Below are 24,819 nucleotides of genomic sequence, written 5' to 3' on the forward strand. Positions count from 1 at the left end.
ATTGTTTTTTATGACAAGTAATCTGTTTGGCTTCTTATAAGTCCGCAGTTTTTCGAAACTCTTCTGAACTTTGCCCCTGAACTCAAGCCTCAGGCAGTTCATACAGTCTGCATCTGCCAAACCGTCAATTTCAAGCAGCGGTTCCGGTGGCGGCTGATAATCATCAATCAAAGCCTGAAAAAAAAAGCGTTCAAAAATTAATTTGAACGCTTTTTTATTACGATAGGATATATTCTAAATTCTTTCAATATCAGCACCAATGGCTTTCAGCCTACCGTCAATATTTTCATAACCTCTGTCGATTTGCTCAATATTGTGGATGATAGATTTTCCTTCTGCAGAAAGTGCTGCGATAAGAAGGGCATTCCCAGCTCTGATATCCGGGGAAACCATGGTAGTTCCTCTCAACGGAGCTTCCTGGTTCAGGCCGATTACTGTAGCTCTGTGCGGATCACACAGAATAATCTGTGCACCCATATCGATCAGTTTATCCACAAAGAATAATCTGGATTCAAACATTTTCTGATGAACCAGAAGGCTTCCTTTCGCCTGAGTGGCTACTACTAAAATAATAGATAATAAATCCGGTGTAAATCCAGGCCATGGAGCATCCGAAATAGTAAGAATAGAACCGTCAATAAACTTCTGAATCTTATAATTTTCCTGAGCAGGAATAAAAATATCATCATTGCTTTGCTCAAGCTCAATTCCTAATTTTCGGAAAGTATTGGGAATAACGCCAAGCTGGCTCCAGTTGACATTTTTAATAGTGATCTCAGATTTCGTCATGGCAGCAAGGCCTATCCATGATCCGATCTCTACCATATCCGGAAGCATTGTATGTTCCGTACCGTGAAGATGTTCTACTCCTTCAATCGTTACCAGGTTGGAACCAATTCCGGAAATGTTTGCACCCATTCTGTTCAGCATTTTACACAGTTGCTGAAGATAAGGTTCACAGGCAGCATTATAGATTCTTGTTTTCCCTTTAGCAAGCGCTGCGGCCATTACAATATTCGCTGTTCCGGTAACAGAAGCCTCTTCCAGAAGAATAAATTTCCCTCTCAGTTCTTTAGCTTTCAATGAATAGAAATATTCATCCTCGTCATAATTAAATTCAGCACCAAGTTCTACCAGTCCCTGGAAATGAGTATCTAATCTTCTTCTTCCTATCTTATCACCTCCCGGAGTCGGCATATACGCTTCACCATAACGGGCAAGCATAGGACCCATCAGCATGATAGAACCTCTCAGCTTGGCACCGTCTTTTTTAAATTCATCAGACTTGATATAATCGAAGTTGACCTTATCGGCTTTGAATGTGAAATCGCCCTGTCCGTTCTTGCTTACCTTCACCCCGAAATCGCCGAGAATTTCAATCAGTCTGTTTACATCATGAATGTCCGGAATATTTTTAATTCTTACCTCCTCATCTGTTAACAGGACAGCACATAAAATTTGTAGGGCTTCATTTTTTGCCCCTTGTGGAGTGATTTCACCATGCAGTCTTTTCCCTCCTCTTATCTGAAATGTTCCACTCATTACTTTCTGTTTTTATGGTTGTTGTTATGCCTTCTCTTATTGGTCTGGTTTTTATTATTGTTGTTATTACTGTTGCTGCTTCTGCCGCTGTTACTGTTGTTTCTGCTGTTATTGTTATTGCTGGTATAGTAGATTTTGCTCTTTTCCAGAGATTCTATTCCAGTAAGATCCAGCCTGTTTTCAGAAAGCTCCTTCAGGTGACGGAAAATAACATCATCCGTTACATGTTCCTTATTATATACATTATAGGACTTCTTCATGTTGTTGGCAATCACCTCGATCAGGGCTTCCTTTTCATCGCCGGGCTCCAGTTCGATAGCTTTTTCTATCAGCTGAAGAATACTTTTTCCGTAGAATTTAAAATCTCCCTGAAGTTTAGGGTATTCCATCCTTTTAGGCTTTTCTGAAAGCTGTTCTCTGGTAGGAAAAGGATATGGGGAATCCACATCAAGATCATATTCCGCTAAAATGAAAAGATGATCCCAAAGTTTATGTTTATAATTTTCTTCGTCACGGAGCTGAGGGTTTCTCTGACCCATAAAATCGATAATGGCCATAGCCATTTCACTCCTTTCCTCTTTGGTAGGGAGCTCTTTGCAGCGTTCAACCAGCTGCTGTATAATTCTGCCGTATTCCGGCATATGAAGCTGAGTTCTTTGGGTGTTATATTCCATAGTATGCAAATATATGGATTAAAAGAAAAATTGTTTTGAAATTATTAAAAGTTTATGATTTTTTAATGAAATTTTTATATAGCTATTGATAGAAATTATTTAGTGAAAATGAAAAGATTGTATATTTTATATACTTTATTTCAATAAAATTGTAATTTAGTTAATAGATTAATAATTAAAATACGCGTATGAAAAAAACACATTTCTTAGTTTCGATGCTGGCTTTAGCATTATTTAGTTCCTGTCAGAACGGTGATGAAAACGATAATGAAAGTCTTCGGAAAGAGCAAGTTCATGCCAAAACCGTAAACGTTACCAATCATGACGGGCGGCCTTTCAGTACAGGAAGCGGATCTGTTGCCGGGAAATTTATCTCAGGACCCGGAGGCGGGGTTATGATGCAGGGATTCTATTGGGATGTCCCCGAAGGTGGAACCTGGTGGAACACTGTGAAAGACAAGCTGACAGCCTGGTCAGATTCCGGGATTAGTGCAGTATGGCTTCCGCCTGCTTCAAAAGCCCAGAATGGAGCTTACTCTATGGGGTATGACCCGACAGATTATTATGATTTTGGAAATTTTAACCAGAACGGAAGCGTAGAAACCCGCTTCGGATCCCGGACCGAGCTGGAGGCATTGATTACAAAGGCCCATGCAGAAAACATGCAGGTGTATGCAGATATTGTAATCAATCATAACAGTGGTGGGCAGTCTCAGGCCAATCCTTTTACCGGAACAAACACCTGGACAGACTTTTCAGGGATCGCTTCCGGAAAATTTCAACGAAGCTATAATGATTTTTACAAAAATTCTTACGGGAATAATGATGAAGGTGCTTTCGGAGGATTTCCCGACCTGTGTCATGCCAATCCTTATGTACAGGACTGGCTCTGGGGAAGAGATGATTCTGTAGGGAAATATTATAAGAATGTCATGAAATTTGACGGATGGAGATTTGATTACGTCAAAGGTTTTGGGCCTTGGGTAGTTAATAACTGGAATTCCAATGTAGGAGGATTTTCCGTTGGTGAACTCTGGGATTCCAATGTAAATACCTTAGAATGGTGGGCTAATAATGCCAACAGCTCCGTTTTCGATTTTGCGGCGTATTATAAAATGGATGAAGCTTTTGACAACGGGAATCTGAATATTCTGAATGACGATATGATGTGGAAAAGAAACCCGTATAAAGCAGTGACTTTTGTGGCTAATCATGATACTGATATTATTAACAATAAGATGCCGGCGTATGCCTACATTCTTACTCACGAAGGTTATCCTACCATTTTTTACCGTGACTATGAAGAATGGTTAAACAAAGAAAGACTGAATAATCTGATTTGGATTCATAATAATAAAGCTACGGGAACCACTTCCATACTCTATACGGATAATGATGAATATATTGCAAGACGTAACGGTTATAATGGAAATCCAGGTCTGGTGGTTTATATCAATAATTCATCGAGCTGGCAGGAAAGATGGGTGGAAACTAATTGGAGCAGTAAGCAGATAAAAGATTTTACAGGTCATTCCGGATGGTATCCAACAACACAGGGAGATAAATGGGTAAAAATTCAGGCTCCGCCGAACAGTTATTCAATATGGTCATTGAACCAATAATATAATAGAGCAGGGATGATTCATCCTTGCTTTTTTATTTGTCTAAGTGTATCTTCATCATAGAAACCTCAATCATCTTTCGTAATTGAAAAGATTATACTTCAATAAATTTTTTATTTTGTTCACGATCCGGAAGAAAACATTTCTGGTTGGCCAGATTCATCCTGTTTCTTGAGATAAGGTCATATATAAGATCACCTAAAAATCCAGGGATTATTTTTCCGGCTGTCAACAGTGTGTAAACTCCGCCTAATACAGTAGTGATCTGTAATACAGCACGGGATTTGGTGAAGTAATACTGTCCCGGTTTCCAAAGATAAAGGGTATTGAATACTTTAGTTTCAAGACCTCTTTCAGAAAGAAATTTTTGTCCGAAATCAGATTGCAGGGAAGCAAACATAAATCGGTCATTCTTATCCCGTTCAAGGATCCATTGCACCCAAAAATTACAGAAACCGCAGTCGCCGTCAAAAAATACGATATGCTTACCTTCCCATTTCTCCCTCATAATCCTGATTTTTAAAATAACATTTTCCTTTCGGTATCTTCTTTTACTTTTTTGAAATATTTTACCAGTTCTTTGCGTTGTTCAGGCGTTAGTTTGGCATTCTGATGTCCCACATAATAAGATTCCAGGGGCATTTCTTCTTTCTCTGTCATTTCTATACATTCTTTCAGTTTATCAACCTGTCTCTTGGGTTCATATACTGCAAAAGTAGAGAAATTAAGATGCTTTCTTCCTTCCTCTATATGATTTCTAACAAACCATGAAGCCGGTGAAATGCTGGCATACCAAGGATATTTTGTTTCATTGGAATGACAGTCGTAGCAGGAAGTTCTGATGATTTTTGCAATAGGTTCCGGCGTGTTTTTGATCTTCAGGAAATCCATACCCGGCGTTGGGGGCGGATTGGTCTTGTCGATCGGGAAAAACTGTATAATAATAAATGCAACAAGCAGAACAACCAGGATTTTTTTCATATCAATTATATTCTTGAACTATAAAAATAATCAAATTTTATTAAATCGAATGAACTGATTATCAAATTATAGAATGTTTATTTGAATCATTCTAAATAGCACCGCTAGGTCTTGCTTTTTGTACATCTGTTCTTGAATTTTTATTAACTTAATTGCATTATTATATCTTTTGTTACCATGCTTTCAAACGATTGGTAAATTTTAATAAATTATAGTTTTTAACTATTGTTTAAATAAATATTAATAGATTGTATTTATGACTAGAGCTTTGTAAGTTTGTCATGTCTTAATAAAGAAACTGTATTAATCAACATAAAAAATTAAACGACAATGGAAAAAGATTTGAATGACATCAGTAAATGTCCGTTCCACAACGGAACAATGAAAAAAGAAGCCGTAGCCGGCGGGGGAACCAATAATCTTGATTGGTGGCCTGATCAGCTTAGAGTGGATATCCTGCGCCAGCACTCGTCACTGTCAGATCCTATGGACAAAGACTTTGATTATGCGGAAGAATTTAAAAGCCTTGACCTTGAAGCTGTAAAAAGAGATCTTCACGCTTTAATGACGGATTCTCAGGACTGGTGGCCTGCAGATTTTGGGCATTACGGTCCTCTGTTTATCCGTATGGCCTGGCATAGTGCAGGAACTTACCGTGTAGGAGACGGAAGAGGAGGAGCCGGAGCAGGACAGCAGCGTTTTGCCCCGCTGAACAGCTGGCCGGATAATGTAAGTTTAGACAAAGCCAGAAGATTATTATGGCCTATCAAACAAAAATATGGAAAGAAAATTTCCTGGGCGGACCTTTTGATCCTCACCGGAAATATCGCTCTGGAATCTATGGGCTTTAAAACATTCGGTTTTGCAGGAGGACGTGAAGATGTCTGGGAACCGGATATGGATATTTATTGGGGATCAGAAAAAACATGGCTGGGAGGCGACCTGCGTTATGCTCACGGTTCAGAAGGAGTTTCGGAAAAACACGGCGTACTTCCTACCGATGATGATGCAGACGGTGATATTCACTCCAGAAACCTCGAAAAGCCCCTTGCTGCCGTACAGATGGGACTTATTTATGTGAATCCTGAAGGACCGGACGGAAATCCTGATCCTATTGCAGCAGCCAAAGATATCCGTGATACTTTCGGACGCATGGCAATGAATGATGAAGAAACCGTAGCTTTAATTGCCGGTGGACATACTTTTGGAAAAACACATGGAGCCGGGCCTGCCGATAATGTAGGAAAAGAGCCGGAAGCTGCAGGAATTGAGCTTCAGGGATTAGGATGGAGCAGCACTTATAAATCAGGAAAAGGGACAGATGCCATTTCCAGTGGTCTGGAAGTTACCTGGACGGAAACGCCAACCGAGTGGAGTAATTATTTCTTTAAAAATTTATTTGAAAATGAATGGGAACTGACCAAAAGCCCTGCCGGAGCTCACCAATGGGTAGCCAAAGACGGAGCAGAGATCATTCCTGATGCCTTTGATCCGGCAAAAAAACACAGACCAACCATGCTGACAACAGATCTTTCTTTAAGACTGGATCCTGTGTATGAAAAAATCTCAAGACATTTTTATGAAAACCCGGATGCATTTGCAGATGCCTTCTCAAGAGCATGGTTTAAGCTTACTCACAGAGATATAGGCCCTAAAGCAAGATATCTGGGACCTGACGTTCCTCAGGAAGAACTGATCTGGCAGGATCCTATTCCTCAAGTTGATCATGAACTGATCAATGATGGAGATATTGACTTCTTAAAAGAGAAAATATTAAATTCAGGATTAAGTGTTTCAGAATTGGTATCTACTGCATGGGCTTCCGCATCTACATTTAGAGGTAGCGATAAACGCGGTGGTGCTAACGGAGCAAGAATCAGGCTGGCTCCTCAAAAAGATTGGGAGGTAAACAACCCTGCTCAGCTTCAGAAAGTTTTAGGAGTTTTGGAAAATATTCAAAAAGAATTCAACAACACTCAAGTTGTCAATAAAAAAGTATCATTGGCGGATGTAATTGTTCTTGCGGGAAGTGCAGGAGTTGAAAAAGCTGCAAAAGAATCGGGGCATGATATCAAAGTTCCTTTTGCACCCGGAAGAATGGATGCTTCACAGGAACAGACCGATGTAGAATCCATGGGCTACTTAGAGCCTGCGGCAGATGGATTCCGTAACTATCTGAAAAAGAAATTCAGCGTATCTACAGAATCTTTACTGATTGATAAAGCACAGCTTTTAAGCTTAACGGCACCTGAGCTTACCGTACTTATAGGCGGGATGCGCGCACTGGACACGAATTTTGACGGATCAAAACACGGGGTATTTACCAACCGTCCGGGAGTACTTACCAATGATTTCTTTGTTAATCTTCTCGACATGGGAACGCAATGGAAAGCTATTTCAGAAGATCAGGAACTGTATATGGGAACTGATCGGTCAACAGGTCAGCCAAAATGGACAGCTACCCGCGCAGATCTTGTATTCGGATCCAATTCTGAATTGAGAGCAATTGCAGAAGTATATGCCAGTTCCGATGCTCATAGAAAATTTTTAAATGATTTTGTTTCTGCTTGGGTTAAAGTAATGAATTCGGACAGATTTGATTTAAAATAATTATCTACTTAACATAATATTATCAAGACAGCATTAAAAGCTGTCTTTTTTTATAAATATTTATATAAAATGATTTTAAAATACTAAAATATTCAAATTAATTATATATTTGTTAATAAAAACAAATAAATATGTTAAGAAAATTATTTCCTGCCCTATTATTGGTAGGGTCTTTTAGTTTTGGTCAAATCGGTATTAATACAGATCTTCCGAACGCGACATGGATGTAGCTGGAAAACCGGCCGATACCTCAAAGTTTGACGGAATTATTGCACCCAGAATTACAGGTGATCAACTCAACCTTAAACTTTATACACCTTTACAAACTGGAGCATTGGTATATGTAACTGCGGCCGGGGCTTTAAGTGGGCAAACTGTTGACGTAAATTCAGCTGGATATTACTATTTTAACGGAGATTTGAATAAATGGATAAAGCTAAATACTGGGATTTTTGCATCGCCATGGAATGTACAGAATACGGCCAATCCTGCAACCGCTAATGACCAAAATATTTGTCAAAATAGAAAGGTAGGGATTGGATTTACTGCTGCTGATCTTGTGTCTGACCGACAATTTGAAGTGAAAGGCGATATGAAAGCTCAATACGGAACCGGAAGTAATTACTTTGGTGCAGATACTAACCTTTTAGGAGCAGGCAGTGGTATCTATTATTCAGATAATAGTGATCTGTCTGCTGCTACAAGTACAAGTGTAGTAATGACGAGACCGGGAATAAGCAGTTTACAGTCCAATAATGGATTAGGTGGAGGAAGTATTGCTGCTTTTTCAGAGTCTACTGGTGGATCTTTTGCCTTAGTTTCAAATAATCTGGATCAAAGTGTAAATGCTTCTATATGGGGGATAAGCAAGGGTAGTGTCAGTAATCTTACCCTGAGCCATAATGGAGTTGGGACAGGATCAACAGATATTGTCATTGAAAAGCTTAAAGGGATTACTTTTTCTTATAAAGACGCTTCCGGAATACCTCAGGGATATTATACTTTTCCAAGAACAAGCGGTCAGACCGGTCAGGCTTTAGTAACAGACGGGGCTGGAGCATTATCCTGGAGAGACGCTTCATCTTTAAATGCAAAAATAAGAATAATGTCTTCAGGAGCTGTTGCAGCAGATGATTATACAATCCTTGTAGCAGGAAATATTTCACTTCCAGTACCAAGCACAGCCAATCAGGGTAAAGTTTATAATTTGGTAAATGATACAGCCGGAATTGTTACTATTAATGGAGCTTTTAGGATTAATGGAGGTAATTTCACCAATTATGATTTAAATAACAGCAATTTAGGAAGAGCAATTGTGGTGCAAAGCACCGGCTCAGCCTGGGTGATAATTTCGAGATATTAAATGAGCCATTCTAAAAGAATGAATTATGTTGGAGAAGAAGAGCCTTTAAAATGTTTAATTTAAAGGCTTTTTTTATATCAAATAGAAGTTTTAGAATTCCTGAAAAATATTATCTTAAGAAAATAATAGAATATGAAGTTAAATAAAAAATGCCCCGAAGATAGTCGAGGCGCTAAATGTTTTCACAACGGAATAATCCTTATTGTGAATTGCTTTTCAAAATTATTAATACAAATATAAATTAAAAATTGATTAGTTGATTTACGGAAACCCATAATTTGAATAACTTTTTTCTTTCTATTTTTATATTATGAAAACTAGATGGCTATGGCAAAATATATACTTGGATTAGACTTAGGAACTAACTCCATTGGATGGGCATTAATTGAAGTCGATGAAAATAATATCCCTATTCGAATTATTGCAATGGGATCCAGAATAATTTCTTTGTCTTCAAATGACAGAGATGAATTCCAACGAGGTTTGTCAATTACTAAAAATCAAAGCAGGACGATTAACCGTACTCAAAGAAAAGGTTATGACAGAAAGCAACTAAAAAAAGGTGATTTAAAAAAATTTTTAAATAGATATAATATTTTCCCTTCGGAAGAATTGTTAAAACTTCCAATGCTTGATTTGTGGAAATTAAGAAGTGATTCTGCTAACCCAAATGAAAATATTTCTGCCGAGCAATTAGGACGTGTTTTGTATATGCTTAATCAAAAGAGGGGGTATAAATCTGCAAGAAGCGAAGCTAATGCTGATAAAAAGGAGACGGATTATGTTCAGGCAGTTAAAGGGCGTTATGTTCAACTGAAAGATAGAAATCAGACTATAGGTCAGTATTTTTATGAAGAATTGTATAATGCAAATGTTAATAATTCTTACTTCAGAATTAAGGAAGAAGTTTATCCAAGAGAAGCATATACTGAAGAATTTGACACCATTATTAAAGTTCAAAAAGCCAAACATGAATTTCTTACAGATGAAGTTGTTCATCAATTAAGAAATGAGATTATTTATTTTCAACGAAAGCTTAAATCGCAAAAAGGGTTGGTCAGTATTTGTGAATTTGAGGGCTTTGAAAAAACTATTTTCAATAAAGAAAAAAATAAAGATAAAGTGGTATTCGCGGGACCTAAAGTTGCTCCGAAAACTTCTCCTTTATTTCAACTATGTCGTATTTGGGAAGTAGTAAATACGATTTCGATTAAAGTTAAAAATCCGGTTGGAAGCAACTATAAATGGAGTGAGAAAATTCCTACTTTAGAAGAGAAAGAAATATTAGCAGATTATTTGTTTAAAAATGAAAGTTTAAGTTTTACTAAGCTTCTTGAAATCTTAGAATTAAATAAAAATGATGTTTATGTAAATAAACAAATTCTTAAAGGCATTAAAGGAAATGAAACTTATACGGCTCTCCATAATATTTTGGGTGATAGTGATCTTTTAAATTTTAGAGTTTCTATCATTCCATCAAATTATACTTCAATATTGGTGGATAAAAAGACTGGAGAAATTCTGGAAGAAAGAGCAGGTCTTGAACTTGATGCATCATTGGAGAAAGAACCATTGTATCAACTGTGGCATACCATCTATTCCCTGAAAGATTTAGATGAATGTAAAAATGCTTTAATCAAAAGATTTGGTTTTGATGATGAAACTGCTGGAAAGTTATCCCGCATTGATTTTAATAAACAAGCTTTCGGAAACAAATCAAGCAAATCAATGAGAAAAATTCTTCCTTTTCTAATGGAGGGTTACGATTATTCTCAGTCTTGCAGTTTGGCTGGGTATAATCATTCTAATTCTTTGACGAAAGATGAAAGAGAACAGCAGGTGACTTTAGACCGATTACAACTCCTTCTTAAAAATAGTTTGAGGCAACCTATCGTCGAGAAAATTCTGAACCAGATGATTAATGTGGTCAATGCAATCCTCGAACAATATGGAAAACCTTTTGAAATAAGAGTTGAACTCGCACGTGAGCTTAAGCAAAGCAAAGACGAACGAAATGAAACGGATTTACAAAATTCCAAAAATAAAAAACTCAATGAAGAAATTGGTAAGCGATTAGCTGAACTGGGCTTACCTGTAACTAAACGATATATTCAAAAATATAAATTTATTTTTCCTTCACTCAGTAAAAATTTAAAGGAAGCTCAAGTAAACAATCAATGTATTTATTGTGGGGAAACTTTTAATCTTACAGAAGCATTAAGCGGAGATGCTTATGATATTGACCATATTGTACCAAAAGCACTATTATTTGATGATTCTCAAACTAACAAGGTTTTAGTTCATAGAAAATGTAATTCTACCAAAACGAATCAAACCGCCTATGATTATATAGCAACAAAAGGAGAGAAACAAGTGCGAATTTATTCTGAACGTATTGATGACTGGTTTAAACGCGGAATTATTTCTTACAGTAAAATGCAAAGGCTGAAAGTTTCATATAAAGAATATCTTGAGCGTAAAAGTTTGAAAAAGGAAACCGAAACTGATAAAAAGCTTTGGGAAAACTTCATTGATAGACAACTTAGAGATACCCAATATATTGCACAAAAGTCAAGAGAAATTTTACAAAAGGTATGTAATAATATAACTACAACGGAAGGCGGAGTTACAGCAAAGCTACGTAATTTATGGGGGTGGGACGATGTTTTGATGAATTTACAAATATATAAATACAAAGCATTGGGACAAACCGTCATGAAAGAATGGACAAGTGAACACGGGAAAAGAAAACATCAAAAAGAAGAAATAGAAAATTGGACTAAAAGAGATGACCACCGTCATCATGCCATTGATGCTCTTGTAATTGCGTGTACGAAACAAGGCTTTATTCAACGTATCAACACATTAAATTCTAGTGAAACCAAGGATTTAATGAATAAAGAAATTGAAGAAGCGAAAATAGAATTTAATGAAAAAACAACCCTTTTAGAAAAGTATTTAAAAACTCAAAAGCCTTTTAGTACAGGGCAGGTGATGAAAGAAGCTGATAATATTTTAGTTTCTTTCAAAGCAGGTAAAAAAGTTGCTACAATAACTAAATTTAAAGCTACCGGAAAAAATAAGGATACTGGTGTTATTGTTCCAAGAGGAGCTTTGCACGAACAATCTGTTTATGGTAAAATAAAAATAATTGAAAGAGATAAACCTTTAAAATACTTATTTGAAAACTCAGAAAAAATAATAAATCCAAAGGTTAAAGGTTTGGCGAGAAAAAGACTTTTAGAAAATGAAAATAACTCTAAAACGGCTTTGTTAACATTGAAAAAAAATCCAATCTTTTTGAATGAAGAAAAAACAGAAATTCTTGAAAAAGCGTCTTGTTATAATGATGCAACTGTTCTAAAATATAAGCTGCAAAGTTTAAAAGTAAATCAGGTTGATGATATTGTTGATGAAAGAGTAAAGTTTTTAGTGAAAGAAAGATTAGCTGAATTTGGAAATAAAGAAAAAGAAGCGTTTAAGGATATACTTTGGTTTAATAAAGAAAAGCAAATACCGATTATAACGGTTCGTTTATTTGCACGTCCGGATGCTAATAATTTACAGGCTATCAGAAAAGATGAAAATGGTAAAGAAATAGGTTTTGTTCTTACAGGAAATAATCATCACATTGCGATTTATGAGGATGAAAATAATAAGCCTATCCAGCACATTTGCACTTTTTGGAATGCTGTAGAAAGGAAAAAATATAATATTTCCACTATTATTAAAAACTCCTCTTATGTTTGGAATCAATTGTTAGATAAAGAATTTCCTGAATCATTTTTAAGCAAACTACCAGCAGATAATCTTAATTTTAAATTCAGTATGCAGCAAAATGAAATGTTTATTCTCGGACTGTCACAAGAGGAATTTGATGAAGCTGTTAAAAATAATAATAAGTCTTTATTGAGTAAATATTTGTATTTGGTTTGGAGTATTTCCAATAACGACTATTGGTTTAGGCATCATTTGGAAACAAAAAATTCTGAGTTGAAAAATATTGCAACGGCAAAAGATTCTAAACGCTATTTCAGATTTAAAAGTGTTGGAGTGTTATTGGGAATGAATCCTATTAAAGTTAGACTAAATCATTTGGGAGAAATCATAAAAATAGGAGAATTATGATCACTCGTTCCATCTATATAGGCAACCCTGCTTATCTCAAACTTAAAGATGAACAAATGAAAATCCTTTGCCCGGAAACAAGAGCAGAAAAAGGGAGTGTTCCAGTAGAAGATTTGGGATTATTGATGTTGGATCATTTTCAGATTACAATTTCACATAATCTGATTCAGAAAATGATGGGAAATAATGTTGTCATTATTAGTTGTGACAATCATCATTTACCACACGGAATGATGCTGCCGATTTACGGACATACAGAACATTCTGATAGGGTAAAAGATCAATTGGAAGCCACAGAGCCTTTAAAGAAGCAGCTTTGGAAACAGACCGTAGAATGTAAGATTGAAAATCAGAAAAATGTTTTGATAAGATTTGGGAATTATTTTGAACCAATGACAGAATATCAGAAAAATGTAAAAAGTGGTGATATTACTAATATGGAAGGCATTGCAGCTCAACATTATTGGAAATACCTCATTAGCTTAGATTTTTTGCGACAACGTTTTGGGGATTCACCGAATCAGTTTTTCAATTTCGGATACTCCGTTCTAAGAAGTATTGTTGCACGCGCAATTATAGAAACCGGATTGTTGCCGGTATTAGGAATTTTTCACAAGAATAAATATAATCCATATTGTCTGGCGGATGATCTTATGGAACCTTACCGACCTTTTGTGGATTGGTTAGTAATGGATTGGTTAATTAAAAATCCTGATTCAGAAGAATTAAGTAAAGAGTTCAAAGCTCATATTCTGCAAATCGCAACAAAGGATGTAAGTATCGGTGGTAAAACAAGACCTTTGTTAATTGCTACAAAAATGACAGCATCATCGTTATACAAATGCTATACTGGAGAAAAAAGATTGATTTCTTATCCTGAACTGATATGAATGCCGAAAGGTTTAATGCATACCGAATCATGTGGGTATTAGTATTGTATGACTTACCAACGGAAACAAAAGCTAACATAAAGGATGCTAACAGTTTTCGTAAATCATTGATAAATGATGGATTCACATTGTTTCAGTTTTCAATGTATGTTCGGCACTGTCCAAGCCGGGAAAATGCTGAAGTTCATATTAAAAGAGTCAAATTTATGCTTCCAAAAGCAGGAAAAGTTGCTATTATGTGTATAACGGATAAACAATTTGGTGATATTGAAATTTTCTTTGCCAGAAATAAAGAAGAACCACCTCCAACGTTCCAACAACTGGAATTATTCTAAATTTTAAATTCTAAAAATAAAAATAATCTATTGAAAATCAATAGATTATTTTTTGAGGCTGTGACTAATCACGAAGATAATAATTTTTGAAAGCAATTCACAACTGTACATAAGTATCGGTATTGTAGTCTATAGCTGTGACTAATCACGAAGATAATAATTTTTGAAAGCAATTCACAACCCTTTAGAGTTGAAATACTTGGCTGTGGTTGCTGTGACTAATCACGAAGATAATAATTTTTGAAAGCAATTCACAACAGCTTTAGATGATGGTTCTTTTCTTATTAAGCTGTGACTAATCACGAAGATAATAATTTTTGAAAGCAATTCACAACAGAGAGATACTATGTACTTTTCCTTCAATAGCTGTGACTAATCACGAAGATAATAATTTTTGAAAGCAACTCACAACAAAAACACATGGACTTGTGGTGTGCTCGAGCTGTGAGATAATAAACTTATTGACCATATGTTGGTTAGAAAAACAAAACCACTTGAAAGTCAAGTGGTTGATTATTGTATTGTAGACCCACAGGGATTCGAACCCCGACTGACGGTACCAAAAACCGGAGTGCTACCGTTACACTATAGGTCTGATTATTTTGGTGGCGCGAAATTATAAAAAATTATTTACCCGAAAAAATATTTTTTTGAAGATTATTAATAAAAAAACTAGTGTCTACCTATAATTGCATGATTTTTAATTGAATAGATGCGTGATGATTGGCAGGAAATTATTTTCAGAAATTGTACTTTTTCAGCAGCTAAATAATAAATCTTATCTTTGCAAAAAAATTGGGCTCCAAAAGTTGGAGATACCCATTAATAATTTCATTTATTAAACATTTTTATGTCAAATATTGTCGCAATCGTTGGGCGTCCCAACGTAGGAAAATCCACACTTTTTAACCGTTTACTAGAAAGAAGAGAAGCCATCGTAGATTCTACGGCTGGTGTTACCAGAGACCGTCATTACGGGAAATCCGACTGGAACGGGGTAGATTTTACAGTTATAGATACCGGCGGATATGATGTAGGAACGGATGATATTTTTGAAGAAGAGATCCGCAAGCAGGTTCAGCTGGCAATAGACGAAGCTACATCCATTATCTTTATGATGAATGTGGAAGAAGGTCTTACTGATACCGATTACGAAATTCACGAACTTCTTAGAAGATCAAACAAACCCGTTTATATCGTTATCAATAAAGTAGATTCTGCCAAGGAGGAAATAAATGCTACTGAATTCTATCAGCTAGGAATTGAAAAATATTACACTTTATCTTCAGCTACAGGTTCCGGAACAGGAGAAGTTCTGGATGATATCGTTAAAGATTTCCCTACAACAGATTACAAAGATCCTTTTGAGGGATTGCCAAAAATTACGATCGCAGGCCGTCCGAATGTTGGTAAATCTACCTTAACAAATGCTTTGCTTGATGTGGAAAGAAATATCGTAACGGATGTTGCAGGGACTACAAGAGACAGTATCCAGACCCTTTATAATAAGTTCGGATACGAATTTGTTTTAGTGGATACTGCCGGAATGAGAAGAAAATCTAAAGTAAATGAGGATTTGGAATTCTATTCCGTAATGAGGTCTATCCGTTCTATTGAATTTTCAGATGTTGTGATCATTATGGTGGATGCAACGCTTGGCTGGGAATCTCAGGATATGAATATTTTCGGTTTAGCACAAAAGAACAGAAAAGGAATTGTGATCGTTGTGAATAAATGGGATCTTATTGAAGATAAGAAAACCAACACCGTTAGGGATTTTGAAAACTCAATTAAAGAGAAGATCGGTCAGTTTAGTGATATTCCGATTCTTTTTGTTTCAGCATTAACGAAGCAGAGAATCTTGAAAGCTGTGGAAATGGCAATGGTTGTATACGAAGACCGTAAGAAAAAGATCAAAACTTCAAAATTAAACGAAGTAATGCTTCCTATTTTTGAGCAGACTCCGCCACCGGCCAACAAAGGGAAATATATTAAAATCAAATACTGTGTGCAGCTTCCTACGCCGTCACCGCAGTTTGTATTTTTCTGCAACCTTCCTCAGTATGTAAAAGAACCTTACAAAAGATTTACAGAAAACCAATTGAGAAAACAATTCGGATTTACCGGAGTTCCAATTGAAGTGTATTTCAGACAGAAATAAAAATAATCCCTTTTAGATTTTTCTAAGAGGGATTTTATTCATATTAAATTTAATATTTTTAATAAAAGCTTTTTCAAAACAATGAATACAATTGTATTGTCAAAACAATTTTCTTTAGTAAACTCCTGGATCAATGAGCTTAGGAATATAGACATCCAGCATGACAGAATGAGATTCCGTAGAAATATGGAACGTATTGGTGAAATTGCAGCTTTTGAAATCAGCAAAGAGCTGGAGTATAAGGAAGTAGAGATTCAAACGCCTTTAGATAAAATCAAAGTTCAGGAAATAGCCGTTCAGCCGGTAATCACCACTATTTTGAGAGCTGGCGTTCCTTTGTTTGAAGGAATTCTGAGCTATCTCGACAGAGCAGACTGTGGTTTCGTAGCTGCTTACAGAAAGCACGATGCCAATGATTACTTCTCCATTAAACAAGATTATCTTACCTGTCCCAATATTGAAGGAAGACCATTGATCGTAGCAGATCCCATGCTGGCAACAGGAGCATCATTAATTGAAGCTATCAAAGACCTTCTGACCAATGGAACTCCGACCCAGCTGCATATTGTAGCTGCAATTGCTTCCAGACAGGGAGTGGAAACCATCGAAAAAGCTTATCCTGATGCGAAAATATGGGTAGGAGCCATCGATGAAGGGTTGACTTCAAAAGGATACATCACGCCAGGACTTGGTGACGCCGGAGACTTAAGCTACGGTGAAAAACTACAACGATAAATATAAGCCCGTTTAAGTTTTATTCAATAATTATTATGTCGAAATAATACTTAAGGAAAATATTTCTCTAGCAGATTAAGATGATGTAGCAAATTTATTTCAGTAATGAAAATCTGCATAATCTGCCAAATCAGCGAGATTTTAAAAATTTAAACAGTCTCTAAGAAAGGTTCCAGAAATCTTTCATCAGATCAAATAATAAATTAGGCTGTACTTTCTCCATAGGATGCTTTGTATCCGGAAGTATGGCCAATTTTGCATTAGGAATACTGCGGTAAACACTTATGCTTTCCTCGATACTTACCATGTTATCCTTATCGCCGGCCATGATCTGTACAGGAATACTAATTGCCCAAAGGCTGTTTTCGTTCAAAGGAGGATTTTTACCCAGCGCAACCATCATTTTTGCAATGGCAGGCAACAGATGTTTCCATTTTGTACCATGCTGATTTTCCAGTTGCTCTGCATATTTCGGAACTTTCAAAAGAATAGCTTCCGGATCAAGCATTTTACTTTCCTTTAAAGCCTGTTCCTCAGTCCAGTCAAATTTTGTACCCAAAGTCATAATCGAATTAATTCTTTCAGGATACCTTAGCGCACAGCAAAGGGCTGTATAACCTCCCATACTGTGTCCAAAAATACAAACATCCCTTAAATCTTCTTTTTCTAAATAATCCTTTATTTCCTCAGTATATTTTTCAATACTGATAGTCTTCTCCGGGAGTTCTGTATTTCCGTGCCCGGAAAATAAAATCGTATGAATATTGAAATGTTTTGACAGCTCCTTTTCATAAGGTTTAAAAATATCACTGTGTCCCAGTGCACCATGCAGCAAAAGCAGATTTTTCATGACCAATAGTTTACCGGAAAATTAAGAAAAAGAATCGGAAGAGAAAAGGGAATTGAATGGGAGAGTTTTAAAGTCAGAAAGTTGTAGAGTTTTAGGTGAAAAATATAGTTTAACCTGAATTTGAGATAATCAAATGCCTGAAAACAATTGTATTCGTATCACAAAGGTAAGCAAAGCAGATTTCTGCATACAAACAGGGTATTTAATTCAGCAAATTAATACAATATAGCTGCCCTGTGTATTGCTTTTTTATAAGTGAAACGGCTTTGTTTATCTTAAAAATCAACGAATGCTTAAAAGCCTCGTTTATCATTGTGTTCAATTTAATCTTTAGCCGAACTCAGGTTAGTTTAAAGATTTTAAGTGATGATGTCCGGGATTTAACATGGTTATTAAAACCAATACTGGGAACTCTCAAGCTCATACTCCTGTACTACGCATCAACCGCCATTACCAAAACACTTACTTTATTATCTCCCGCATTTAAAATCTCCCAGGCAATTGATGATACGGTGTTTCCGGTAGTAAAAACATCATCAATCAAAAGAACGTGTTTCCCTGAAATCGGTTTCGAAATAGAAAAAGGATTCACTGTCTCCAGGCGGTGCTTCTTATCTTTTAAAGCCTGTGCTTTTGAATAATGATTTCTTTGGATCAGTTCATGGTCAAATGGGATCTGATAAAAGCTGGCCAAAGCCTCTGTGAATAAATGCAGTTGGTTATAACCTCTCTCCCTCAATTTTTTTGGATGAAGCGGAACAGATACTAAAATATCAGGTTTCTCATCCTTAAAGTCCAGGCGTTCCACAGTCCACTCAGCAAGTGTTTTACCCGCATTTTCCCTGCTTTTGTATTTCAGTTAATGGATAAGTTTCCTGCTCAGTCCATTTTCCTCAAATTTCATTAGTCCATAAGTGTTTTCAACTGGAAACAGGAGTCTGCATTTTTCTTTGATAATATTTTCACTGAAATAATCAAAATGGGTAAAATGAATTTGCTCAAAACATAAGCTGCAGACTAAAAGATCTGCATCTATGATCCGGTTGCATTCAGTGCACCGGTTAGGGAAAAATAAATCTAATATCATTTGTGTTTATTTTAAAAAAGAAGTCAGAAACTAGAGATCAGAAGTTAGATTTCAAAGTTTTAACTTTACAACTATCAACTATCAACTATCAACTATCAACTATCAACTATCAATTGCTTCCTGATCTTCTCAATTGCATTCTTCATACTCAGGTTAAAATGTTCCTTTTCCAGTCTGACCGGCGGCGCCTGCCTTACTTCACAACCCGGAATACTGCAGGATTCGCAGGTAACCCCTACATTGATTGTTTTTAAAGTCGGAGATTTTATAAATCCAATCTTTCTTATAGTTTGCGTAGTTAATAAAATTCCCAGACAGTAGCTTCTGTTGCTTCCGTCTGAAAAAGGATTTTTCTGCGACGTCGAAATAACAAGATAACTGACTCCCTGATCTTTGTAATGCGAAATCTGGGCATCCGTAAGGGTTTCATTCTCCTTTAAATGATGCAGGTTTTTTACAGCGATCCATCTTCGGCAATAATGTTCGTTAGTCGCATTCGCATGAGGAGCCTGCTGATGATTGAGGTGAAGTTCCTTTAAGATCTGGATCTTATCCGAGTTCTTTTTCTTAACCAGACACAGGTAAAACAAATCCTTAATGCCCAATTCAGAAGAAAGCAGGTTGGTAAGCCTGTAATAAAAAGTTTCGGGAGAATCTGTAAAGCTTGCGATCAGTTCCTCAAAGCTTTCTGGCTCCCAGGTATGCTGAAGGAGAAACTCAGTGGTTTTTCCAATGGTCTGTTGTTTAGGGATCAGTAAAGCTCCGGCGAAATACGAAGCGTAAAAATTGTTCAGAATTTCCTCAAAACTTCCGAAATCCAACCATGAATAAGTGTTCGGACGGATTTTTAATTCCAGGACATTGAATCCTATTTCCTTAGCCAGAATAAATGTTCTTTGATCTTTCTCAAGTTTCCGGTTCAAAAGAAGGAGCTTTTGTTCAGGAATAAAAAGAGAGCGCAGGTTGTCCAGAGTTCCAAACTGTTCAAAATCTTCAGACCTTATGCTGTAATTAAATTTTTCAGTAAGAATGCTTTCCAAAACAGAAGATCTCAGGTCTTTACTGATATCCAGTCCGTTTTTCATGATGAATTCCATTGCTTTTTCCTCAATTTCCGGGAAATAATTATCATAAAGCTCCTGGAAAGACCTGAGTACAGCAAAATAAAAACGTTCCTTACCCAAATTGTAATTCTGGGAGATCTCAATAAGTGCATTGATAAATGCCGTTACCTTTTTCGGAGCATCGCTGATAATGCTGATAAGATTATTTTTACTGATGCCAAAAAGGTCCAGCGGTACTTCCTTAAAAAAATCCGATTGCAGGATCTCATTAAAAGGAGCTAAGCTTTTATCCAGCTTGGTAGAAACCAGTTCATCAAAAGTACATCCCAATGATTCTGAAAGCTGGATAATTTTATCATGCTTGGGATATTTTTTTCCGTTTTCAATTTCGTTTAAATAAGATTTTGACAGTCCCGTCTTTACAGCAAGATCCTGCAGAGACCAGTTTTTCTTTTGTCTTAGCTGTTTCAGCTTCAGTCCGAACACGGTTTTGATAAAATCACTTTCTGAATTCATAATCAAATATAGAAAAATGAATGCGATTATTCGCATAATAATTTTTTAAAATAATTAGCGAACGTTCGCTGTTTGTGAATATTTTTATTTATGTTTGTAAAATCAAATCACAAAATCAACAGGTTATGGAAACAGACACTCAATTAAGAATAAAGGCTCAGAAGCAATTTAGAGAAATTTTCACACCGGAACTGACAGATTTTTTAGTTGCTCTTCATCAGAATTTTAATCAAAAAAGATTGACGCTTCTAGAAGAAAGAAAAAAAACACAGCAGTTTTTTGATTTGGGAAATCTTCCCGGATTTTTGCCTGAAACTGAAGAAGTGAGAAACGCTGGCTGGAGCTGTGCACCACTTCCCGCCGATCTGTTGGACAGAAGAGTAGAGATCACAGGACCTGTAGACAGGAAAATGATCATCAACGCTTTGAATTCTGGAGCATCAACTTTTATGGCTGACTTTGAGGACAGCAGTTCGCCCACCTGGGAAAACTGTATTCAGGGTCAGGCTAATCTTGCAGATGCAGTGCGGGGAAATATAGATTTTACTGCTGAAAATGGAAAGTCTTATCAGCTCAATGAAAAAACAGCAGTTCTTCAGGTGCGCCCAAGAGGACTGCATCTTCCGGAAAAGCATATCGAGATCAATGGAGAAGAAGCATCAGGCTCGCTGACGGATTTTGGAATCTATTTTTTTTCTAACGCTGAACAGTTGTTGAAAAACGGAAATGGTCCATATTTCTACCTTCCCAAATTAGAACATTACAAAGAAGCCCGATGGTGGAATGAAGTTTTTGTTTTTGCCCAAAATTATTTAGGAATTCCTGAAGGGACTATTAAAGCCACCGTTTTGATCGAAACGATTACAGCTTCCTTTCAAATCGATGAAATTTTATTTGAATTAAAGGAGCATAGTGCAGGACTGAACTGCGGAAGATGGGATTATATTTTTTCATTCATCAAAAAATTCAGAAACCTTCCCGAATTTATGGTTCCGGACAGAGATCAGGTAACAATGGCTTCTCCGTTTATGAGTGCTTATTCAAAAAGAGTGATCGAGATTTGCCATAAAAGAAACGTTCATGCCATTGGAGGAATGGCTGCACAAATTCCTGTGAAAGATAACTATGAAGCCAACAGTATTGCTTTTGAAAAAGTGCGTAATGACAAAAAACGGGAGGTGAAGAACGGTCATGATGGAACCTGGGTGGCACATCCTGCTTTAGTGTCTGTTGCAAAAGATGTTTTTGACCAATATATGCCGGAAAAAAATCAGATTGATAAAAAATTTGAATACCATATCAAAGAAACAGATCTGCTGGAAGTTCCACAAGGTGAAATTACCGAAAAAGGGGTAAGAAAAAACATCAATGTAGGCATTCTTTACCTGGAAAGCTGGCTGATGGGAACCGGTGCAGCTGCCATTTACAATCTGATGGAAGATGCTGCCACTGCAGAGATCTCGAGGACACAAATCTGGCAATGGCTGAAAAATGAAGCCAGGCTGGACAACGGCCTTACCCTGACCCGTGAAATGATCCTTCAATGGGAAACCGAAGAAATAGAACATATAGAGAAATATGTAGGTGAACAGCGTTTCAAAAACGGAAAATTCAATTTAGCCAAAGAGCTTTTCAATGAACTGATCTTCTCAGAAAAGTTCGAGGAATTCCTGACTCTGAAAGCGTATCCGTTTATTGAGTGAAAACGTTTGAGAGTAGGAGAATTTTAGGTTAGGAGTGTTATTACTACTAAAATCATCTAGTCATATCTCAAGACTTATAACCAAGCAAATTCTCCTAATCTCAAATTTACTTCACCTTAAAATTCAACAAACAATAAATCCAAATATTATGAAAACAAAACAAGAACAAATCCAGGCAATAGAGCAGGACTGGCTGAATAACCCCCGCTGGAAAGGAATAAAGAGAACCTATACAGCTGAAGAAGTACTGAAGCTCCGTGGTTCTTATACAATTGATTATACCATTGCAACAGAAATGTCCAAAAAATTCTGGGACAAACTGAATAATCAGGATTATGTGGCAGGGCTTGGTGCCTTAACAGGAAATCAGGCTGTTCAGGAAGTGGATGCAGGACTGGAAGCTATATATCTTTCAGGATGGCAGGTGGCTGCTGATGCAAACCTTTCGGGGGAAATGTACCCCGACCAGTCATTGTATCCTGCCAATTCAGTGCCTTCTGTGGTCAAGAAGATTAACAATGCCTTATTAAGAGCAGATCAGATCCAGTCGGTAAGTGGAAACGGTAATAAAGAATATCTGGTTCCAATCATTGCAGATGCAGAAGCCGGATTCGGAGGAAACCTGAATGCTTTTGAGCTGATGAAGCAGATGATCGAGGCTGGAGCAGCGGCAGTTCATTTTGAAGACCAGCTTTCTTCAGCAAAAAAATGCGGACACTTGGGTGGAAAAGTTTTGGTTCCTACCCAGGAAGCTATTAATAAGCTGGTTGCGGCCCGTTTGGCTTCCGATGTATTGGGTGTACCAAGTATTATTATCGCAAGAACAGATGCAGATGCGGCAGATCTCCTGACTTCGGATATTGATGACAGAGATAAAAAATTTGTAACCGGAGAAAGAACTTCAGAAGGCTTCTACGTAGTAAACAATGGAGTAGAGCAGGGAATCGACCGTGGTCTTTCTTATGCGCCTTATGCGGACCTGATCTGGATGGAAACCTCTAATCCTGATCTGGAGCAGGCAAGAAAATTTGCAGAAGGAATCCATGCTCAGTTTCCGGGAAAAATGCTGGCGTATAACTGTTCACCGTCATTCAACTGGGCTGCAAGGCTTAGTGTGGAAGAAATGGCTAATTTCCGTGAAGAGCTTGCAAAAATGGGGTATAAATTCCAGTTCATCACGCTGGCAGGTTTCCATGCATTGAATACCGCAATGTTTGAGCTTGCTTTGGCCTATAAAGAGAGAGGAATGGCTGGCTATTCCGAACTTCAGGAACGTGAGTTTGCTCTTCAGCAGAAAGGATTCCGAGCAGTAAAACATCAGTCATTCGTAGGAACCGGTTATTTTGATGAGGTTCAGAATGTAGTAACTAACGGTTCTTCGGCAACGGTAGCCATGAAAGACTCTACGGAAACAGCACAGTTCCATTGATCATTTTCCATATTAAATAAATTTTTCAGATGTGAAACCTTCTCAGTTTTGGGAAGGTTTTTTGTTTGAATAAAAATGAAAAACTTAAAGTCCATATATTTGATTACTAAATGAAGTCGAAAAAAATGAATTTAATATACCAAAAACAGATTCAGGTAACGCAAGAACATATTGACCGGAATAACCATGTCAACAATGTGCAGTATGTGCACTGGGTAGAAGAAATAGCGGCTGAACACTGGGAAAGAGTAAAAGAAAAAACAGAGTATCCGGAAGATATATGGATGCTCGTTGATCATCATATCCAATACAAAAAGCAGGTTTACCTAGGAGATGTGGTCGCCGTTAAAACCTATCCGAAAGCTCCGGAAGGAATCCGGCAGCCCCGAAAAGTTGAATTCTACTGCAACGATCAGCTTGTCGTTGATTCAAGTACACTTTGGGTTCTGGTTGATTCGAAAACTCAAAAGATTAAAAGGCTGGAAAGCGACTGGCTGGATAAGCTTCGGTAAACTTTGTGTTTTTATGGCTCTTTATATAGAGTTTCTCCTCCAATTTAATATACAATTATAGTTTATATTGTGTGATATCAAGTTATAATACGACATGCTTTGTCGCTTTTCAGCAATATCTTTGTTTTTATAAAAAAGTATAACATTATAAAAAAACACCCACAAGTGATATTATTCATATTAAATCTCAGTAATGAGACTTTTTGTGAGCGTTAAAAATGTTAAATTTGCAAAATTATACGAGCTAATATACACAAATAGATGAGAAAACTCTACATGAGTGCATTTACGATGTGCACAATCTTGGGTCTGTCGGCCCAGGAAGTATTATGGCAGAAAGACATCAAATCCTCTACGCAGGATTTTCTAAGCCAGGTGACCACAACAGTAGATCAACAGTATTTGATCACGGGAAGCTCAATTCAATCCAACCCTTCAATGGGCTCAGAGACCTCAAACCAGAAACAAAACAACGGCTACGATTTCCATCTGGTAAAGTTAAACCAGCAAGGCGAAGAAGTCTGGGGAAAATATTTCTCGGGAAATAACCATGATTACCTTTCAGCCTCAGTATCTACTCAGGACGGAGGTTTTTTGATCTCAGGTACTTCTTATTC

The 24,819-nt window shown here is 36.9% G+C and carries 19 protein-coding genes, 1 tRNA gene, 1 pseudogene and 1 CRISPR repeat array; of the genes and pseudogenes, 12 read left to right on the plus strand and 9 right to left on the minus strand.

What is annotated here, in order from left to right; translation table 11 throughout:
- Positions 1-234: 234 nt before the first annotated feature.
- Together murA and ACMGDK_RS19150 are read right to left on the minus strand one after the other, a co-directional pair.
- Positions 235-1,542 carry a UDP-N-acetylglucosamine 1-carboxyvinyltransferase gene (gene murA / locus ACMGDK_RS19145; RefSeq protein WP_436809410.1) on the minus strand — a complete coding sequence of 436 codons (1,308 nt, stop codon included), beginning with the start codon at positions 1,540-1,542 and terminating at the stop codon, positions 235-237.
- On the minus strand, positions 1,542-2,216 hold the full coding sequence (locus ACMGDK_RS19150) for a DUF4290 domain-containing protein (protein WP_436809411.1): 675 nt from the start codon (positions 2,214-2,216) through the stop codon (positions 1,542-1,544). The genes murA and ACMGDK_RS19150 overlap by 1 nt, the downstream gene beginning before the upstream one ends.
- Before the next feature lie 188 nt (positions 2,217-2,404).
- Here ACMGDK_RS19150 and ACMGDK_RS19155 point away from each other — a divergent pair, with 188 nt between their 5' ends.
- On the plus strand, positions 2,405-3,838 hold the full coding sequence (locus ACMGDK_RS19155) for an alpha-amylase (RefSeq protein WP_436809412.1): 1,434 nt from the start codon (positions 2,405-2,407) through the stop codon (positions 3,836-3,838).
- Between the two features lie 94 nt (positions 3,839-3,932).
- On the opposite strand, the gene ACMGDK_RS19160 is transcribed toward ACMGDK_RS19155, so the two are convergent.
- Both ACMGDK_RS19160 and ACMGDK_RS19165 read right to left on the minus strand, forming a co-directional pair.
- Positions 3,933-4,346 (minus strand): thiol-disulfide oxidoreductase DCC family protein, encoded by a 414-nt coding sequence (locus tag ACMGDK_RS19160; RefSeq protein WP_436809413.1) that lies wholly within the window; start codon positions 4,344-4,346, stop codon positions 3,933-3,935.
- Between the two features lie 11 nt (positions 4,347-4,357).
- The gene (locus ACMGDK_RS19165) at positions 4,358-4,819 is read right to left on the minus strand and encodes a heme-binding domain-containing protein (RefSeq protein ID WP_436809414.1); all 462 of its coding nucleotides are present in this window, start codon (positions 4,817-4,819) and stop codon (positions 4,358-4,360) included.
- Positions 4,820-5,149: 330 nt separating this feature from the next.
- Here ACMGDK_RS19165 and katG point away from each other — a divergent pair, with 330 nt between their 5' ends.
- The 5 genes from katG (at position 5,150) to cas2 (ending at position 14,145) form a co-directional block, all read left to right on the plus strand.
- Positions 5,150-7,429: a catalase/peroxidase HPI gene (gene katG / locus ACMGDK_RS19170; RefSeq protein ID WP_436809415.1), complete on the plus strand. Its 2,280-nt coding sequence runs from the start codon at positions 5,150-5,152 to the stop codon at positions 7,427-7,429.
- 220 nt (positions 7,430-7,649) lie between these two features.
- Positions 7,650-8,792: a phage tail-like protein gene (locus ACMGDK_RS19175; protein ID WP_436809416.1), complete on the plus strand. Its 1,143-nt coding sequence runs from the start codon at positions 7,650-7,652 to the stop codon at positions 8,790-8,792.
- A gap of 327 nt (positions 8,793-9,119) precedes the next feature.
- Positions 9,120-12,920, plus strand: coding sequence for a type II CRISPR RNA-guided endonuclease Cas9 (cas9, locus tag ACMGDK_RS19180; protein WP_436809417.1), 3,801 nt, complete (start codon positions 9,120-9,122; stop codon positions 12,918-12,920).
- Positions 12,917-13,810, plus strand: coding sequence for a type II CRISPR-associated endonuclease Cas1 (gene cas1 / locus ACMGDK_RS19185; RefSeq protein ID WP_436809418.1), 894 nt, complete (start codon positions 12,917-12,919; stop codon positions 13,808-13,810). The genes cas9 and cas1 overlap by 4 nt, the downstream gene beginning before the upstream one ends.
- Positions 13,807-14,145 (plus strand): CRISPR-associated endonuclease Cas2, encoded by a 339-nt coding sequence (cas2, locus tag ACMGDK_RS19190; RefSeq protein ID WP_436809419.1) that lies wholly within the window; start codon positions 13,807-13,809, stop codon positions 14,143-14,145. Before cas1 ends, cas2 begins: the two co-directional genes overlap by 4 nt.
- A 57-nt stretch (positions 14,146-14,202) precedes the next feature.
- Positions 14,203-14,557: direct repeats of the CRISPR family, unit length 47 nt; unit sequence GCTGTGACTAATCACGAAGATAATAATTTTTGAAAGCAATTCACAAC.
- A gap of 112 nt (positions 14,558-14,669) precedes the next feature.
- On the opposite strand, the gene ACMGDK_RS19195 is transcribed toward cas2, so the two are convergent.
- Positions 14,670-14,740, minus strand: a tRNA-Gln gene (locus ACMGDK_RS19195).
- Between the two features lie 255 nt (positions 14,741-14,995).
- Between ACMGDK_RS19195 and der the strand changes: the two genes are divergently transcribed.
- Both der and upp read left to right on the plus strand, forming a co-directional pair.
- Positions 14,996-16,306 carry a ribosome biogenesis GTPase Der gene (der, locus tag ACMGDK_RS19200; protein ID WP_111961019.1) on the plus strand — a complete coding sequence of 437 codons (1,311 nt, stop codon included), beginning with the start codon at positions 14,996-14,998 and terminating at the stop codon, positions 16,304-16,306.
- A gap of 81 nt (positions 16,307-16,387) precedes the next feature.
- On the plus strand, positions 16,388-17,041 hold the full coding sequence (upp, locus tag ACMGDK_RS19205) for a uracil phosphoribosyltransferase (RefSeq protein ID WP_111961018.1): 654 nt from the start codon (positions 16,388-16,390) through the stop codon (positions 17,039-17,041).
- 160 nt (positions 17,042-17,201) lie between these two features.
- Here the strand turns inward: upp and ACMGDK_RS19210 are convergent, their stop codons facing one another.
- The 4 genes from ACMGDK_RS19210 to ACMGDK_RS19225 all read right to left on the minus strand — a co-directional run bounded on the left by ACMGDK_RS19210 (position 17,202) and on the right by ACMGDK_RS19225 (position 20,558).
- The gene (locus tag ACMGDK_RS19210) at positions 17,202-17,891 is read right to left on the minus strand and encodes an alpha/beta fold hydrolase (RefSeq protein WP_436809420.1); all 690 of its coding nucleotides are present in this window, start codon (positions 17,889-17,891) and stop codon (positions 17,202-17,204) included.
- 433 nt (positions 17,892-18,324) lie between these two features.
- Positions 18,325-18,699 carry a ComF family protein gene (locus ACMGDK_RS19215; RefSeq protein ID WP_436809421.1) on the minus strand — a complete coding sequence of 125 codons (375 nt, stop codon included), beginning with the start codon at positions 18,697-18,699 and terminating at the stop codon, positions 18,325-18,327.
- Between the two features lie 51 nt (positions 18,700-18,750).
- Positions 18,751-18,978 carry a double zinc ribbon domain-containing protein gene (locus ACMGDK_RS19220; protein WP_436809422.1) on the minus strand — a complete coding sequence of 76 codons (228 nt, stop codon included), beginning with the start codon at positions 18,976-18,978 and terminating at the stop codon, positions 18,751-18,753.
- Positions 18,979-19,073: 95 nt separating this feature from the next.
- Positions 19,074-20,558 carry a helix-turn-helix domain-containing protein gene (locus tag ACMGDK_RS19225; protein WP_436809423.1) on the minus strand — a complete coding sequence of 495 codons (1,485 nt, stop codon included), beginning with the start codon at positions 20,556-20,558 and terminating at the stop codon, positions 19,074-19,076.
- A gap of 125 nt (positions 20,559-20,683) precedes the next feature.
- Between ACMGDK_RS19225 and aceB the strand changes: the two genes are divergently transcribed.
- The 4 genes and pseudogenes from aceB to ACMGDK_RS19245 all read left to right on the plus strand — a co-directional run.
- On the plus strand, positions 20,684-22,261 hold the full coding sequence (aceB, locus tag ACMGDK_RS19230) for a malate synthase A (RefSeq protein WP_436809424.1): 1,578 nt from the start codon (positions 20,684-20,686) through the stop codon (positions 22,259-22,261).
- Positions 22,262-22,409: 148 nt separating this feature from the next.
- Entirely contained in the window at positions 22,410-23,690 is a 1,281-nt protein-coding gene (aceA, locus tag ACMGDK_RS19235) for an isocitrate lyase (protein WP_436809425.1), read from the plus strand.
- Positions 23,691-23,815: 125 nt separating this feature from the next.
- Positions 23,816-24,202: an acyl-CoA thioesterase gene (locus ACMGDK_RS19240; RefSeq protein ID WP_436809426.1), complete on the plus strand. Its 387-nt coding sequence runs from the start codon at positions 23,816-23,818 to the stop codon at positions 24,200-24,202.
- 261 nt (positions 24,203-24,463) lie between these two features.
- Positions 24,464-24,819 (plus strand): annotated as a pseudogene (locus ACMGDK_RS19245) (T9SS type A sorting domain-containing protein); the annotation flags it as partial.

Origin of the sequence: Chryseobacterium hilariae (genome assembly GCF_051400735.1) — a bacterium.
Lineage (GTDB): Bacteria > Bacteroidota > Bacteroidia > Flavobacteriales > Weeksellaceae > Chryseobacterium.